Source organism: Pseudoalteromonas sp. CO109Y (assembly GCF_004208935.1).
GTDB classification, from domain to species: Bacteria; Pseudomonadota; Gammaproteobacteria; order Enterobacterales; family Alteromonadaceae; genus Pseudoalteromonas; species Pseudoalteromonas shioyasakiensis.
In genome coordinates this window covers 58,121-74,899 of sequence record NZ_SGPD01000038.1, presented here as the reverse complement: position 1 = coordinate 74,899, position 16,779 = coordinate 58,121, and the positions used below count along the sequence as shown (strand labels likewise).

At 42.6% G+C, this 16,779-nt stretch carries 11 protein-coding genes; 5 read left to right on the top strand and 6 right to left on the bottom strand.

From position 1 onward, the window contains the following. Nucleotides 1-53: 53 nt before the first annotated feature. Together EXT43_RS15040 and EXT43_RS15035 are read right to left on the bottom strand one after the other, a co-directional pair. Nucleotides 54-1,391, bottom strand: a complete 1,338-nt coding sequence (locus EXT43_RS15040; RefSeq protein WP_130167339.1) for an MFS transporter — start codon at nucleotides 1,389-1,391, stop codon at nucleotides 54-56. Between the two features lie 272 nt (nucleotides 1,392-1,663). Further along, nucleotides 1,664-4,480, bottom strand: coding sequence for a TonB-dependent receptor (locus EXT43_RS15035; protein ID WP_130167338.1), 2,817 nt, complete (start codon nucleotides 4,478-4,480; stop codon nucleotides 1,664-1,666). Between the two features lie 598 nt (nucleotides 4,481-5,078). On the opposite strand from EXT43_RS15035, the gene EXT43_RS15030 reads away from it, so the two are divergent. The 5 genes from EXT43_RS15030 to EXT43_RS15010 all read left to right on the top strand — a co-directional run bounded on the left by EXT43_RS15030 (nucleotide 5,079) and on the right by EXT43_RS15010 (nucleotide 11,834). Beyond that, nucleotides 5,079-6,041 carry a glycoside hydrolase family 43 protein gene (locus tag EXT43_RS15030; protein ID WP_054562986.1) on the top strand — a complete coding sequence of 321 codons (963 nt, stop codon included), beginning with the start codon at nucleotides 5,079-5,081 and terminating at the stop codon, nucleotides 6,039-6,041. Between the two features lie 354 nt (nucleotides 6,042-6,395). Continuing rightward, on the top strand, nucleotides 6,396-9,815 hold the full coding sequence (locus tag EXT43_RS15025; protein WP_062566349.1) for a LamG-like jellyroll fold domain-containing protein: 3,420 nt from the start codon (nucleotides 6,396-6,398) through the stop codon (nucleotides 9,813-9,815). A 52-nt stretch (nucleotides 9,816-9,867) separates the two neighbouring features. Continuing rightward, nucleotides 9,868-10,365: a hypothetical protein gene (locus EXT43_RS15020; protein WP_240701513.1), complete on the top strand. Its 498-nt coding sequence runs from the start codon at nucleotides 9,868-9,870 to the stop codon at nucleotides 10,363-10,365. A 465-nt stretch (nucleotides 10,366-10,830) separates the two neighbouring features. Continuing rightward, nucleotides 10,831-11,265, top strand: coding sequence for a DUF4019 domain-containing protein (locus tag EXT43_RS15015; protein ID WP_062566350.1), 435 nt, complete (start codon nucleotides 10,831-10,833; stop codon nucleotides 11,263-11,265). A 173-nt stretch (nucleotides 11,266-11,438) separates the two neighbouring features. Further along, the gene (locus EXT43_RS15010) at nucleotides 11,439-11,834 is read left to right on the top strand and encodes a DUF4019 domain-containing protein (RefSeq protein WP_130167337.1); all 396 of its coding nucleotides are present in this window, start codon (nucleotides 11,439-11,441) and stop codon (nucleotides 11,832-11,834) included. Nucleotides 11,835-12,579: 745 nt separating this feature from the next. On the opposite strand, the gene EXT43_RS20710 is transcribed toward EXT43_RS15010, so the two are convergent. From EXT43_RS20710 to EXT43_RS14995, 4 genes are all read right to left on the bottom strand, one after another. Then, nucleotides 12,580-12,729 carry a hypothetical protein gene (locus tag EXT43_RS20710; protein ID WP_165385112.1) on the bottom strand — a complete coding sequence of 50 codons (150 nt, stop codon included), beginning with the start codon at nucleotides 12,727-12,729 and terminating at the stop codon, nucleotides 12,580-12,582. A gap of 144 nt (nucleotides 12,730-12,873) precedes the next feature. Continuing rightward, nucleotides 12,874-14,823, bottom strand: a complete 1,950-nt coding sequence (locus EXT43_RS15005; protein WP_240701512.1) for a family 43 glycosylhydrolase — start codon at nucleotides 14,821-14,823, stop codon at nucleotides 12,874-12,876. 12 nt (nucleotides 14,824-14,835) lie between these two features. Continuing rightward, the gene (locus EXT43_RS15000) at nucleotides 14,836-15,903 is read right to left on the bottom strand and encodes an aldose epimerase family protein (RefSeq protein ID WP_240701511.1); all 1,068 of its coding nucleotides are present in this window, start codon (nucleotides 15,901-15,903) and stop codon (nucleotides 14,836-14,838) included. A gap of 215 nt (nucleotides 15,904-16,118) precedes the next feature. After that, nucleotides 16,119-16,703, bottom strand: coding sequence for a beta-phosphoglucomutase family hydrolase (locus tag EXT43_RS14995; protein ID WP_130167336.1), 585 nt, complete (start codon nucleotides 16,701-16,703; stop codon nucleotides 16,119-16,121). Between the last annotated feature and the right edge of the window lie 76 nt (nucleotides 16,704-16,779).

The window sequence follows — 16,779 nt, the reverse complement described above, 5'->3', positions numbered from 1 at the left end:
ATTTTAAAGAGCAAAGCGCACACACTTATTTAGTGTGTGCGTTTAAAGAGTGGTTATTTTGGTAGGCGCTTATGAATAACCATATCCGTATAGTACTCATCGGTAATTTTGTATTTTTTCAAAATCAGACCTAGTAAGGCGTGGAATACACCCGGAATGATAGTTAGCATCAGCGCTAGGCCCATTAGGGTAAATTCGGTTTGATCAACGTTAGGCTTGTACTCAAAAAATGCCAGTAATAAACCACCCGCTAAGCCCGCTAAACCGCCCCCGGCTTTTTGGCAGAATGAAATACCACCAAACGATAGGCCCGATGCACGAACGCCGTCTTTAATTTCACCGTAATCAACGGCTTCAGCAATTGCAGACCAGAACACTGGCGCATGTAAATCAACCACAAATGACAAGATGATATAAAGCACAAACGCCATCATCACATCACCTGGTTGCACCACAAAGTACATTAGTAATGAAATAAATAGCACGGCAATTTGTGATTGACGGAATAGCTTCATTTTACAGTAACGCTGGGTGATCCACGTACTTGCCACCATTGAGACAATAGATGCTGCAATACCTGCACTAGTAAAAGCACCTGCTAAATCTGGTACACCTAAGTAATAGGTTGCGTAATACATAGCAACACTGCCACGAATCGCATAACCAAGCGTACCAAGTACACATGCTGCACACAGTAGTAACCATTGGTCGTTTTTAATAAGTACTTTTAATTGCGTAAGTACGCCTTCGGTTTGTGGCTCATGCGTAATACGTTCGCGAGTAGTAAAGAAGCAAAACAAAAATAGTGCTACGGCACATGCCGATACCAATGCCATTGCCAGTTTATAACCATACGACAAGCTGCCATCTCCCCAATATGAGGCAAGTAGCGGCACTGAAAATACGATCACTACATTGGCAATCTTAGCGAAGAACATACGGTAACCATTAGCTGACAAACGCTCTTTAGGATCGGCAGTTAATACACCAATGTAAGAGATATAAGGAATAGCAACACCGGTAAACATCAAGGTCGCAAACAAGTACGTGGCATAAGCCCACGCTAACTTCATGTTGTAGTCGAAATCAGGCGTGGTAAATAACAGTACGACCGATAAACCATAAGGCACAGATAAAAATAAGAACCAGTGACGGAACTGACCCCAACGGGTTTTCACTTTGTCGGTGATCACCCCCATTAATGGATCGGTAAAGGCATCAACAAAACGCGCCACTAAGAACAACACACCCATATCAACCGGATCAAGTCCGTAGATATCGGTGTAAAAGAAAGACATAAAATAGAATAACGCTGCAACCATGACATTCACTGCCATGTCACCGGCACCAAAGCCGACCTTTTCTACAACGGATAACTTTTGAGATTCCATACAACAACACCCTAATTGGTCAATAATGAGCCGCCGCTCACTATTTCAAGCAATGCTAAAAAGCTTTCAACATTGCGTATCAAATAAATTTATAGCCCTAGATATTACACAGCTTGGCCATTGCGTTCGTTATTTTTGTAAATTTAATGCTAATCCAATTAATAGTATTATCATACTTATTAAATCGCAACTCTTTTCGACCGATGGTTTGGTTTATAAAAACCAATAAAAAACCCCAGCAAAGCCGGGGTTTTTAGGTCTATAAAAGAAATTTAGAAAGAATAACGTGCGCCTAGTGCGAATGTACGTGAGTAGATACCGTTACCAAAGTTAAATAGGTTGTCGTTACCTTCACCGTAGTAGCTCTGATATACGTCATCTAGGATGTTCGTTGCATCAAAGGTTACAACAAAGTCATCATTCACATTGTAGCTAAATTGGAAATCTAAGCTTTGCTCAGGACGATTCCAGAACTGAATTGGGTTAGCAAAGATTGCTGCTTCGTTCCCTGTGTAGAACTCAGAACGCCATACATAAGATAAGCGCATGTCGAATGTATCACGCTCGTAGATACCTACGATGCTGTAAGATTCATCAGAAACACCTGTCATTTGCGAATCTACATAACCAGAAATTTCACCTAGCTCATTGAATTCTGGTGTATCTTGTTCTGAATCAAGCATCGTGTAGCTTGCTTGCACACCAAAGCCGTTTAAGTACTCTGGTAGATTTTCAGGGAAGTAAACTAAACCAACTTCTAAACCAGACAGTTCACCGTTTGAAGCATTCACTGGTGCACTCAATACGTATGGACGTGTTACGCCATCATCGCCCTCGCGCACAACTTGCTTACGACCTGCAACAACTAAGCCTTCGATTTCACGGTAAAAGTAAGCCGCGTAAAGTGAGCTTGTATCTGCGAAGTACCATTCAAGTGATACGTCATAGTTCTTTGACTCTGTTGGTTTAAGCTCTGGGTTACCACCATTACCTGTACCGTATGTAGCACCTTCTGTTAATGGATCGTACCAGTATTGCAGCGCGTTCAAGTCAGCAAAGTTAGGCATACGTAATGTTTCTGTGTACGCAACACGACCCACTACATCATCAGTGATGTTCCAGTTAAGTACTAAGCTTGGTAGTAATGCGCTGCTATCTGCACTTGCTGAGCTTTCTTCAAATACATTTGAGTTCATGCCACCAGACTCAGCAACAAAGTCCATGTCTTGCTCGTAGCTTACATAGCGTAAACCAAACTCACCGCTAATATCTTCCGTTAAGAAGAAGTTCGTTGTTGCATACAGCGCGTATGAGTTTTCTTCGATATCAAATGTTTTGTATACGTCTTCAGCTTCAAGGCCGTATACGCTACGAACAGCATCACCGTTATCTAGCATGTAACCACCGTCAGCAGTTACAAAGCTGTCAAAGACGTCAGCACGGCCATCGAAATAATCATCAACTTGGAACACAATACCAGAACCATCACCAGATGCCCCAGCTGCAGCTAATTGCTCAATTAAGCTAGCTACAGATGTGTTTGCAATGCCAGTATCTTGACCACGAGTGTACTCTTGCGCAGTTCGTTTTTCGTAACGGCCACCGAATTTCACTTTATCAAAATAAGTACCACCAATTAGGTATTCAGCATCAAATGTGAAAGTTAATGCATCACCCGCGTTACCGCCACCATTGTCATAAATAGTGCCAGCATTCCAGTTTTCGATAGCAGCCATATCAGCTTCGTTTACCGCTGTGTTTGGATCATCCCAAAACGCGATGCCTGGTACGCCGTCTTTATCATTAAAATCAACGTCAAGACCCGTCGCTACACGATCAAAACGCATTGCGAAGAAATCTGTTTCGAACTCACTGTCTTGGTAAACAACTTCAGTGTTGATAGTTAGGTAATCGCTTGCTAGCCACTCTGCACCTAGCGCATATAAGTAGCTATCTGTTTTACCATATGAAAAGTCACCACTTTGGAAACCGCCAGCGCCAATCGCTTGCTTTTCTTTAATTACATTAGTGCCATCAAACACAGTTGGTGTTTCAATAAAGCCGTTACCATTTTCAAACGTATTTGAGAACCACATAGCGTTTTGCGATTCGTTTTCGTAACCTGTGTAGAAACCTTCAGCTGTGATTTCTAGGGTTTCATCTGGTGCCCACTGTAAAGATACAGACGCAGCCGGGCGCTTACGAAGACCTGTATATGAAGTACCAAAAATAGCATCACGTGCAAGTAGGTATTCTGTTGGCTCGCCATTTACGTCTAAAGTAGAACCAGCCGCAGTAGGTAGACCTAACTCAGTACCTTGAGTCCAGAATTCATTTGGAACACGTGAATACGGTGAGTAGTTGTATTGTGGCTTATCAGTAAAGAATGGGAATGCAGCACCCGCTGTGATGGTGTCATCGCGGTAATGTGTTTCAGCGTATGAAAGATTAACTAATGCACCAAACTCACCTGCGCCGTCGATTTCCCAGCGGTTAGAGAGTAATGCACTGATATTTGGATCAACTTCATCTGGTTGATCTGAGTAAATCGCACGTGCCGCTAAAACAACTTTTTCACCTTCGAAGTTGAAAGGGCGGTGAGTTTTAATATCAATCGCACCTGCGATACCGCGTTCGATTTGGTCCGCCGAACGGGTTTTATAAACTGTTACGCCTGAAAGTAAACTTGCAGGAATGTCTTGCAGCGCCACATCACGACCCGCACCTGTAAAGATAGCGCGACCATTAACTGTGGTATTAACATCAGTAAGACCACGGATTGAAACCGCGCTTACTTCACCAGCACCACGGCCAGTTGTTTGTACACCCGTTACACGTTGTAATGCTTCAACTACGTTATTATCAGGGAATTTACCAATATCTTCAGCAACAATTGCATCCACGATTTGAACGCTTGCACGTTTTTCATCTAACGCTTTGTTTAAACTGCCGCGAATACCTGATACTTGAATAACTTCCATCTCATCGACGTTATTCTCAGGAGTGTTTGGTGCTTCCTCCTGTGCAAAAGCAAATTGACAGGTAAATGCCATAACTACAGCACTGGCTATGTGTGTTCTTTTAAACATAAGCGGTGTTCTCCAAATTATAGTTATATCGGTCCGCTGAACTTTCCCCATTCAGTTACCGAAGAGTGACCACTGCATTGTGCATCGTGTGTTGTCAAAACGGTGCGCGAGTGTGTCTATATTTTTATGTTAATACATTGCTGCCTGAACTTTAATCATATTGTATGATTATTTAACAGTCAACTCAAAAAGCCAAATTAAAATAACTGCCATTATGTTTACAAAAAACGTTGCAATTATAGCATGTTACAAACTCAAAGCATGCTGCGTTTTTGTTTTGGGAATTTATTAAGACCCATTATTATCAGCCACTTAGCGATTGTTCGTTTGCTTATTTAATTTGTCTTTCACTCATCCAGAGCAACAAAAAAGGGCTAACAAGTTATTTACCCAGCGTATTTTGATGCTACTATGATTAAAATACAATAATACAATATAGAGTTATTTTTTGCTGCACTTTTACTAGTTTGTTTCGATGTAAACAATCAGTTACTCAGTATAATCAGGCGTACACAGTGTATTATCTGGTCACTTAGAGAGAGCTCTGGGTCGAAAAAGCTGCAGTTCAAACAACAATTATTAGTTACTAAGGACACTCATGAAGAAATTGAAAGCGTTAGCGCTACCATTACTTTTTTCTAGCAGCTTAGCTGTTGCACAAAACCCATTATTTACCGATGTATTTACTGCAGACCCTGCTGCACTTGTTCACAATGACACCGTATACCTTTATACAGGCCATGATGAAGCACCTAATAATGACGTGTTTTTTGAAATGCATGACTGGTTAGCCTTTTCATCAACAGATATGGTGAACTGGAAAAAACACGGCCCAATCATGAAAGCAACAGACTTTAAATGGGCTAAAGGTGAAGCATGGGCTTCACACATGATTGAGCGTGATGGCACTTTCTACTTCTTTACAACCGTTCGTCACAACGACACAAAACCAGGTTTTGCAATTGGTGTTGCAACTTCTAAGTCACCAACAGGTCCATTCAAAGATGCAATTGGTCACGCACTGGTTACCGATGACATGACCAAGCATACGCCAAATGATTGGGACGACATCGACCCTGCTATTTATACAGAAGAAAACGGCGATACTTACATGTTCTTTGGTAACTTAATGCCAAAATACGTAAAGCTAAGCGACGACTTGCTGTCTCTTGATGGTGAAATTAAAACGCTAGACTTACCTAACTTTACCGAAGCGTTATGGGTTCATAAGAAAAACGACAACTACTATGTATCGTACGCATGTGAGTTCCCTGAGAAGATCTGTTATGCCATGAGCAAAAGCATTCATGGCCCGTGGGAATATAAAGGTATCTTGAATGAGATCGCAGGTAACAGCGAAACCAACCACCAATCAATTATCGAATACAAAGGTAAAGACTACTTTATTTACCATACTGGTGCCGTACCACCAATTGATGGCAAACCAAGTGGCGGGCGTTTTCGCCGTTCAGTGGCGATTGAGCCGCTTTATTACAACGAAGATGGCACACTTAAACGTATTATCATGACCACTGAAGGTCTAAGTAAACAAGACAAGTAATATTAAAAAGGGCTCTTTAAGAGCCCTTTTTAGTGCTCAAATGTAATACAAATAAACAAATTTACCGGAAAATCCTCACTTGCAGATCAGCAAAAAACTTCCCTAATAGAGCAAAAATAGCGAAAAAAACGCTAAAACTGGCAACTTGAAAAAATTAAAATCACGCTGTACATATTGTAAACACTGACACTTCGTGTTTACATATCAATTACCTTTGCAAAAGTATTTGCACATTTTAAATCGTACTATAAAATTACAATACTACGTTCTTATTAGTTTGATATAGGCGCGCGGCAATTTTATTGACAACAATCGAATAAAAAAATGAATCCCAGTTTCAAGAGGACACATAAAATGAAATTAAATAAATTAGCCATGGTCATAGCCTGCTCTTTGGCTGTTACAGGTTGTGGCAAAGAAGATGGTACTAAGCTTGACACAGCACCAGCGGTTGCCGACCCGCAAAGTGCGAAACCGACAGTAAGCAGCAGTGTTGAATACACTGAATCAGGTAGCGTAATGGTTACCAATGTAAGCGTGCACGATCCTTCTGTCGTTAAAGTTGACGACACTTATTATATTTTTGGTTCACACCTTGCTGCCGCTAAATCAACTGATCTCTTGAACTGGGAAATGATTTCTAGCCTTTCAGCTAACGCAGCCGTTAATGAAAGCCCATTATTTGATTACAACTACACAGGTGAAATTGCCGAAGGTATTGAATGGACAGACGGTTTTACAGGAAACTGGGCTGCCGATGTAATCAAAGCGCCAAATGGTAAATTTTGGTTCTACTATAACCACTGTGCACAAGATAACCCAGATACACCAGATGTTGTTGATGAAGTATGCTGGAACCGCTCTTATCTTGGTTTAGCTGAAGCTGACAATATTGAAGGTCCTTATACAAACAAAGGTATTTTCTTACGCAGCGGTTATCGCACAGAAGCTGAGTTTGCAGCTTACCCACTTGATAATGGCCAAACAACATGGAATGGTGCCGTTGATCCTAACGCCATTGACCCTGCAGCCTTCTATGATGCTGATGGCAAACTTTGGATGGTTTACGGCTCATACTCTGGCGGTATTTTCGTGCTAGCAATGGACGAAGAAACAGGTATGCCAGAAGCAGGTCAAGGCTATGGTAAAAAGCTAGTAGGCGGTGACTTCCGTGCAATGGAAGGTGCATTTGTAATGTACAGCCCAGAAAGTGAATACTACTACCTATTCTTCTCTGTTGCTGGTTTTGATCTTAATGGTGGCTACAACATTCGTGTTGCTCGCTCAAAAACACCGGATGGCCCTTATCTAGATAACGCAGGTAATGACATTGCAGCTATCGGCGGCCTGGAGGTCGGCGAAAAACTAATGGGCGGCTTTGAGTACACGCAAGAACTTGGCGAAACAGCACCAGCATGGGGCTACCAATCACCGGGCCATAACTCTGCTTACTACGATGAAGCAACAGGTCGTCATATCTTAGTTACGCACACGCGTTTCCCGCAAACATCGACTGAGTTCCCAACCATTTCAGAAGCGCACCAAGTTCGCGTACATGAAATGTTTATAAACTCATTAGGCTGGCCTATGGCTTCACCGCAACGTTATGTGCCGCTTGAAGGCGACAACATGGTTGTGGCAGATGAACTTTATGGTTATTACAAATTTATCAACCATGGCAATGATGTAAATACAGATGCTATTCGCTCAATGCATATTGCTTTAAACGAAGATCACTCAGTAACCGGTGATGATCCAGGTATCTGGTACATGATTGATGACTCAAATATTAAACTTGAGTTAGATTCAGGTACTTACTTTGGCGTGGCTAAATGGCAATGGGATGATGCAACTAAAGCAATGGCTGTAACTGTATCAGCTACATCAAGCGAAGGCGCTACCATTTGGGCAAGTAAACGTGATGAAATCACAGACACGGCTAACGTGCTAGGCACTGTTCAAGAAGCGCTAGATATTAAAACTGAATTATCAATCGCTGACGAAGGCTACTCATTACCAACCAAAGGTAAAGATGGTGCTGCAATTAACTGGGAAAGCAGTGATGAATACTACATCACCAGTGAAGGCTCAGTATTCATTCCAACGCCAGATCGCGGTGATAAAGCGGTTACTTTAACGGCTAATATCTCTTTAAACGGCGAGAGCACAACCAAGACATTTAATGTAAATCTAGAAGCGCGACCAGAGTTTAAAAATGCGATTGCACACTATGCATTTGAAGATTCACTCAGTGATGGTTTAGGTAACCTAGATGATGCGGGTGTAACAGATAACAACATGTTAAATGTGGGTGCTGGTACAGCTGCATACGCAGAAGGTCAAACAGGTAAAGCATTTAACTTTGACGGTGCAACGGGTGTACGTTTACCTGATGAGTTAGTAACAGGCGATGAGTACACTATTTCGTATTGGTTTAAGCCAACAGTACTAACTAACTTTACGCCTACATTCTTCGCATCAACGTCTGATGCACGTTGGATGAGCTTGATCCCAGGTAGTACACACTTTACGTCAACACCAATGCTATGGAGCCGTTATTTAGCTGATGATGGCACTGATATGTGGAACCAAATCATTTCTGACTCTCCAGCGGTAATGGATTGGAATCATATTGCAATCACTTATGCTAATGGCACTGCAACACTTTATCGTGATGGTGTACGTGCAGGTTCGATGCCTCGCCCTGACTTCTTTAGCGAACAAACAGGTAACTTTGCCCTTGGTGTGAACTACGGTTGGGACTTACCTTTCCAAGGTCAAATTGATGAATTCATCGTTTATGACTACGCGCTAAACGGCCTAGATATTAATGGTGCGGCTATCAATAACCTGACAGATCCGACTAAATTTGAGAGCTTCATTACTGATGCGCTTGATTTAGGTGATGTATCGGCAGTACGTGAAAGCTTTGAGTTACCGCGTGTAGGTCCATTTGTATCTGGTATTAGCTGGACGTCAAACAACGAAGAGTACTTAAAACCGGTTAATGGCACAGCTGTTGTTACTCAACCTAGCGCCTCTGCTGGCGACCAAGTAGTGACATTAACTGCAACTATTAAGTACAAAGACTTTACTGATACTAAGTCATTCGATGTAACCTTAAAATCACTTGCACCTGCTGAATACAGCTTCGAAGGTGACCTAAGTGCATTAAACGGTGCGTATGCAGCGGGTAAACCAACGGGTGGTTTCATCAACAATACTGGTGGTAACGTAACTTTTGTTGACGGTATCATGGGTCAAGCAGTATTCCTTGAAGGTTCAGGTGTTCGTCTACCGGATAACTTAATCACGACCAATGATTACTCAGTATCTATGTGGTTAAAACCTGAAACCTTCACTGATTACACTACAGCGTTCTTCGCAGGTGCAAGTGCAGGCTCTTGGTTAAGTTATGTGCCATCTATGGCAGGTACAGGCCTAACTCGTTTATGGGCAAATAACGGTGCCTTCTTCGATAATGCAGAACTAGATAGCCGTATTCCAGCAAAAGAATGGACACATGTTGCATTCACTGTTGATGGTACGAATGGTGATGTGTTGAAGATGTATGTTAACGGCGAATTACAGCTAGAAACCGATGGCTTCCCGCGTGTATTCACGGTTCCTGGTGAAACAAATGAGTTTGCACTCGGTGTTAACTACTGGGATACACCTTATAACGGTGCTATCGATGAACTGAAAATTTTCAACGGTGCGATTAGCGCTGAAGAAATAAAAGCACTCTTTGATGCAGCTGCTGCACAAGAGTAACAAAGTGAGGTGAGCTGCCTCACCTCAACTATTTGTTGTCTGGAAAGGCCGGGTGAAAACCCGGCTTTTTTCTAAAGCTTTAGTACCCCTTGCCGATACATACATATCATTCACTTTCATCGCTCTCATTATGGCTATTAACTCATTAGCAAGTGCGTTAAATATCTCAAACGCAGATACAGCAGTCAGTAATACCAACTCAAAAGTAGGCTACAAACTCAGCAGCCAAGAGATGAACAAACTCTCTGGTCGTGAAGTAGAGCCCGCCCAAAAAGAAGAAGTATCTAGCGAACTCCCCGCACATATTCGCAAAATGGTTGAGCAACTCGAAAAGCTCAAAGAACAACTCGAACTTGCCAAAGAGCAATTAGCCAAACTGCAAGCAATCAAAAACCAAGAAGATGAAGCTGTAAAAGTGCAAGTTGAAACACAGACCAAGATGGTTATGGAAATCCAAACGCAAGTAATGACTCTTAGCCAATCAATTAGCGATGCGCTAAAAGAAGCTGGTATTAGCGACCCTGGAGTGCTAATGAGTGTATTGGTGTGATGGAAGCTGTAAGTTTTGAGCTATAAGCTTTAAGTCTCAGGCTTTACTCTTGTCGCTTTCATCTTGCTAACTCCCTTTCATGCTCACTTTACTCTTGCAACTTTACCCTCGCTAACTTCTCTCAAAAACCCAAAAAAGGGTCAAAAACCTAGTAACTATGCGGGCTCTGAAATATCGAGCACGCAAATACGAAACTTCCTTAGCAGTAAAAATAAGTGCTATTTAGGGTCATTGTCGTTACATTTAGCAGCTGTTAAAACGAATTAATTTGCTCAATAAATCAACAGTATAAACTTAACAATTTAATCTACATCGCCACTTTACGAACTCAGTTGCAAAGATCGCTCAAATAAAAGACAGCACTTAAATCCCGCTAAAAAGCCTTCCCTAGCACTTTTTCAGTATAGAAATCAACCAACTCATTCGTATTATGAATTCACCCTATGAACGAAGTGAGGGCGTCTTATGCGTCAAATTTTATTACTTTCTGTAAATGGATTTACGCTACAAAAACTGTTTTTACTGGCATCATTATTGGTGTGCTTTTTCACCTCAGCTGAAGAAACAAGCCCTATTTCAACAGCGAGAGCATGGTTAACCTTGGTCGATTCAGGAGAGTACCACGAGAGCTGGCAGCAAGCTGATCAGGTCTTTCAAAACACCACGCCAAAAGCTCGCTGGCAAACAGCCTTAGATCAAATACGCGTTCCTTTAGGCCGAGTTATGTCTCGCACCTATTTTGGCACAGCAGAATATAACTCATTACCCGGCCTGCCAAATGGTGAGTATTTAGTGGTCAAGTTTCAAACCGAGTTTATGAATAAAGAGGCTGTAGTTGAAACGCTCAGCCTTAGCAAAGCCGCCGATGGCTGGCACCCATTAGGTTATCTTATCGATTAATTTAGAGCAGCACAAAGCGCCTTGAGCTATGTGCTGTAAAACTTATCGGCAGTCAAAATGCTTATCTGCGGGAAAATAAACCGCACAATTGATGAATAGTATTTATTGTTCGTCGCCGTAACATAAAAACACTTCAAGACGAATTCAATAAACAACTAGTAAATGGAATTGCTATGAGAAAAACGCTTTTACTAATCATTTTTTTAAGCTGCTTTTGTGCAAATGCTGAAGAGCTCGAAGTTATTCATCGCGCTAAAAGCTGGCTTACGTTAATCGACAACGGTCAGTATCAGCAAAGTTGGCAGCAAGCAGACTCATTATTTAAACTAAAAATGCCTCAAAGCCACTGGAGCAAAGCGTTAAAACAAGTTCGAGTACCACTTGGCAAGGTGATTTTACGTAAGAATTTAAGCCTGATGAATTATGACTCTTTACCCGGAACACCTGATGGTGAATACGTGATCATTCAGTTTCAAAGCCAATTTATGAATAAAGAGCAGGCCATTGAAACAATTAGCCTCAGTAAAAGTAGTGGCCAGTGGCAACCTATCGGTTATTTTATTAATTAGGGGATTTGCAGAGGCTTAGATGGATTATGTTGGGTTTCGCTTCGCTCAAACCAACCTACCCGAAGAATGAGAAGGGCAAGTAATGTGGTAGGCGTCACGCTTGCTTGGCGCGTCATGAAATCAACACCCAAAGAGCAGACATACACATCACCAACATACCCCACCTCTCAGCTAAAAACTGACAGCTGAAGGCTGACAGCTCCTAAACAACGCTCGAAATAAATTTCACGCCTACAACAACACGTGTGTTTTATATGCAATGCAGAGGCATGAAAAGGTTTTGATAGATTATGTTGGGTTTCGCTTCGCTCAAAACAACCTACCCGAAGACTGAGTAGGGCAAGTAATGTCGTAGGCGTCACGCTTGCTTAGCGCGTCATGAAATCAACACCCAAAGAGCAGACATACACATCACCAACATACCCCACCGCTCAGCTAAAAACTGACAGCTGAAGGCTGACAGCTCCTAAACAACGCGCGAAATAAATTTCACGCCTACAACAACACGTGGGGTTTTATATGCAATGCAGAGGCATGAGAAGGTTTTGATGGATTATGTTGGGTTTCGCTTCGCTCAAACCAACCTACCCGAAGAATGAACAGGTAAGTAATGCGGTAGGTGTCACGCTTGCTTGCCGCGTCATGAAATCAACACCCTACGAGCAGACTGACATATCACCAACATACTCCACCGCTCATCTAAAAAATGACAGCACCTACACAACGCGCGAAATAAATTTCACGCCTACAACAACACGTGGGGTTTTATATGCAATGCAGAGGCATGAGAAGGTTTTGATGGATTATGTTGGGTTTCGCTTCGCTCAAACCAACCTACCCGAAGACTGAGTAGGGCAAGTAATGTCGTAGGCGTCACGCTTGCTTGGCGCGTCATGAAATCAACACCCTACGAGCAGACTGACATATCACCAACATACTCCACCGCTCATCTAAAAAATGACAGCTGAAGGCTGAAGGCTATAAAAAAAGCCACTCATAAATGAAGTGGCTTTGGTTGAGTCGATTTTTTACTTATAACTTAATTTGGTTCACGCAGATGGAACACTTGGCACTTGTTACCTAAATCAGGTTGTTGTGCGAAGTTAGTGTTTTCAGCTAAACCACAGTTACTTAAACCAAGCGCTTGTTTTGTGTAGCGGTTGATCAGCATAACACCACCGCCTTCTACCGGAGCAATACGCCACTGTGCTGTTTTCGCTGCACAAGACGCCATTTCTACGTTGGCACCTGGTACTAAGGCGTTATCAGCTACCGCAGCACAGAACTCGCTATCAGCGCTTTGTTTAAGGCTTACATAGCCTGTATCTGTTGGTGTGAAGAACCATTGCTGTGCATCTTTATGCGTGTAAGCTTGTTGCTCAACATTGGTGCCTGCTTTAACTGTATCTGCCACGCTAAGTGCTTTACCACTTTGTTGGCTTAATACGACAACACTGCCCATAGGGCGTAATTGCCAGTCGCCACACGCTGTTGCGTCGCTTTGCTGTAAAACCGCTTGGTTTTGTGCCGCAGAACAACCAGCAACCGCTAACGGCTTGCCTGTGTAACGGTTAGTAATAGATACATTACCATCTGTGCTTGGTGCTACTTTCCATTGCTGACAGAAGTTATTACGCCATGCTGCAGATTGTACTTTAGCGTTATCTGCGTCATTACAGCTTTCGAGCTCTAAGAACTTGCTGTCTTCACGGTTAGCTAAACGAACAAAACCATCTGTTGTTGCATCAATAACCCATTGACCATTGGTGCTTGCACACTGACGTTGAACTGCACGTGCATCTTGTGGATCAGCTGCGATGTCTAAACATAAGCCACTTGTTGCATTCACTAATTGATAGCGCTGACCTTGTACTCGCGTTACCAGTGGACCGTATTCACCTGATGGTGGAGCTACTTCAACGCCTGGTGTTAATGGTTTACCAAAGCTTGGTGTGCCATCGTCGTTCCAAGTGAATTTTTGCGCACGTAATGAACGAGTCGCACTACAACCGTGCTCTACCGAATCATTACCGTGATAAACTAACCAATCTTCTGTGCCGTCTGGCGATGTGAAAAAGCCGTTGTGACCTGGGCCAAACACTTCTTCTGTACGCTCAAATACTGGCTTGTCGTATTTTTTCCAGCTGCTCGCTTTAAGCGGATCGTCACCAACAAGTTCAAGCATACCTAGTTTGTAATCTGGGGTATTACAGAAGCTTGCTGAGTACGTCATAAACGTACGACCATTGTGCTGTAAAATTTCAGCACCTTCAGTTACTTTACGACCACTGATTTCCCAATCTAGCTCAGGACGCGTGATCACCGTATGCGGTGAGTTCTCTTTCAGTGTCCACGGATCTTCCATTTCTGCAATAATGTTTAATTGCTGATCGCCTTGCCATTGTGAGTAGATCACATATAGCTTGTCTTTGTATGTTAGGTAGTTACCGTCGATGTTCCATACGTTAGGCATTAATGCGCCCTTGTATTCGTATGGACCCATAGGATCGTCACCAGCACTTTCTAGTACGTTTAAGTGTTGGTTATCTAAAGTGCCATCAGTACCAGCTGTATACATCATGTACCAACGGTAGCCGTTTGGTCCTTTTAGGCGGTGGAACTCAAACGCCCAGAAGTTACAACAGCGCTCAGGATTTGAATCAGACCAAACATTGACTGGTGTTGCATCAGCAAGGCCAGCTAGTGTTGGTGATTTACGCATCACTAACTCAGATGTCCATGTTGTTGTGGTTAGGTAATAGTTACCATCCCAGTACTTAAGCCATGGATCGGCGCCATTAGGAAAAAGTGGGTTGGTAAAAATACCATTATCTTGGATTGGCGCTTTTTCTGTGGCTGCCACGTCAGCTTTCTTAGCTGTGTTGTCTTCAGCTGTAGTCTGACAACCAGTCAGTGCACCAAACGACAAGGCAAATACGCTGGCTAAGCCAGCCTTTTGCATTGCGCTTTTAAGCTTTGTTGTTTTCACGATTGTGTTCCTTTATTTTGTACCAAATTCGTACACGATGCGTGTTGAATACACGTCACCCGGTAATAATGTTGTGCTTGGGAACGTTGGCTGATTTGGTGCATCAGGGAAATGCTGTGGCTCTAAACAAAAACCACTTCTGAAATTATGCACTAAGCCAGACGCTTGCTGAGTACTACCGTCTAAGAAGTTACCTGAATAAAACTGTACAGCAGGCTCTTCTGTGTAAACTGTCAACGTACGGCCAGAATTTGCTTCGTAAACCGTCGCCGCTTCCATAAGTTCATTGCTTGGCGTGTCTTTAAGCACAAAGTTATGGTCATAACCTTTACCAAGTTTCAGTTGTTCGTTGCTAGCTTTGATGTCTTGACCAATTGCTTTCGCTGTGCGGAAGTCAAACGGTGTGCCTGCAACATCCATCAACTCACCCGTTGGGATCAAGCCGCCATCCACAGGGGTAATTGCTTTTGAGTTAATTTGCATTTGGTGATCAAGAATGTCGCCTTTACCCGCTAGGTTAAAGTAGCTGTGTTGCGTCATATTGATGATGGTAGGCTTGCTTGTTGTAGCAATAAACTGCATATCTAACGTGTTGTTGTTCGTTAGCGTGTAAGTTACTTCAGTCGTCACTTCACCCGGGTAGCCTTGGTCGCCATCAGGGCTCACTAAGCTTAAGGTAACACCGGCACTGTTTTGCGTCGTGAACGGTGTCATGTTCCATACTTTCTTATCGAAACCTTGCACACCACCATGTAAGTGGTTGTCACCATCGTTAGTTGCTAATTGGTATTCAGTGCCATTTAACGTGAATTTACCGTTTGCGATACGGTTACCAAAACGACCGATGATTGCACCGTAGTAAGTTGTCGCTTTTGTGTATGCTTCTAGGTTATCTAAACCCAGTACAATATTACCCATTTCGCCTTTTGCATCAGGTGTTTCAATACGCGTGATTATGCCGCCGTAGTTGATTACATCAACGCTAATACCATTGCTGTTAGTCAGCGTTACTTGATTAACTGGCGTTTGATCAGCAAGTACGCCATAGGCCGTCATTGATGCTGAAGGGGAAGTAGTCATATTGTCTCCTTGATGAGCACAAGCTGGTGTAAGGGCAATCCCACATGTCACCAACAATGCATAAAGCCCGCGCGACTTTTTCGTGTTCGAACTGGCTGTTTGATGAGTTGTTTTTAAACCTTGGAAAACACATTGCAATGACATACGAATAACCTTTTTGTAATTGTATTTATAGTTTTATAATACAAATAAGGGTGTCATTGCAACTTTAATCGCTAAAGTTGGATTTTTCCGTCTTTCACCATGATGCAATCCATTCCCGCACTTTTGGCAGCTTGATAACCAATTTGCGTGTCTTCAAATACCACACATTGGCTTGGCTCAACACCTAATTGCTCTGCTACTTTTAAGAATGTTTCTGGGTTTGGCTTGCCTTTACTTACATCACTGGCAGTCACTAACGCACCAATTTTATTTATTAAATTGGTATCAGTTAGATGATCAATTGCATGCTCGCGGTCAGCGCCTGTGCCAACGCCCATAGGCAATACACCATGGTACTTTTCAAGTACTGCGACGGTTTCGTCAATTACTAGCGGTTGGTGCTGTAAATCAACCCAAAACTGGTGTTTATCTTTTGCCACAACTAGAGGGTCGTGTTCTAAACCAAATTTTTCGTTAAGCATTTCAATTGTTTTAACGGTCGGAATGCCACCTAAGCTGTACATGTAGTCGTAATCGAATGGGTAGCCATAGGCTTCGCAAGCTTTTTGCCATGCCTGTAAGTGACTGCCCATTGAGTCAATTAAGGTGCCATCCATATCAAAAATAATGCCTTGGTAGGCGCTTAAATCGATCATATCTACTCCTAAAATGTTTCGCTTCACAATAGCATAAGCCAGCGAAGAGCGAGGCTCATCACTGGCTTAATCGACA

Coding starts and splice junctions, on each gene's coding strand:
- EXT43_RS20710 (WP_165385112.1), bottom strand. CDS start 12,729: ATGACGCGCCAAGCAAGCGTGACGCCTACGACATTACTTGCCCTACTC.
- EXT43_RS15025 (WP_062566349.1), top strand. CDS start 6,396: ATGAAATTAAATAAATTAGCCATGGTCATAGCCTGCTCTTTGGCTGTT.
- EXT43_RS15000 (WP_240701511.1), bottom strand. CDS start 15,903: ATGACTACTTCCCCTTCAGCATCAATGACGGCCTATGGCGTACTTGCT.
- EXT43_RS15040 (WP_130167339.1), bottom strand. CDS start 1,391: ATGGAATCTCAAAAGTTATCCGTTGTAGAAAAGGTCGGCTTTGGTGCC.
- EXT43_RS15035 (WP_130167338.1), bottom strand. CDS start 4,480: ATGTTTAAAAGAACACACATAGCCAGTGCTGTAGTTATGGCATTTACC.
- EXT43_RS15030 (WP_054562986.1), top strand. CDS start 5,079: ATGAAGAAATTGAAAGCGTTAGCGCTACCATTACTTTTTTCTAGCAGC.
- EXT43_RS15015 (WP_062566350.1), top strand. CDS start 10,831: ATGCGTCAAATTTTATTACTTTCTGTAAATGGATTTACGCTACAAAAA.
- EXT43_RS15010 (WP_130167337.1), top strand. CDS start 11,439: ATGAGAAAAACGCTTTTACTAATCATTTTTTTAAGCTGCTTTTGTGCA.
- EXT43_RS14995 (WP_130167336.1), bottom strand. CDS start 16,703: ATGATCGATTTAAGCGCCTACCAAGGCATTATTTTTGATATGGATGGC.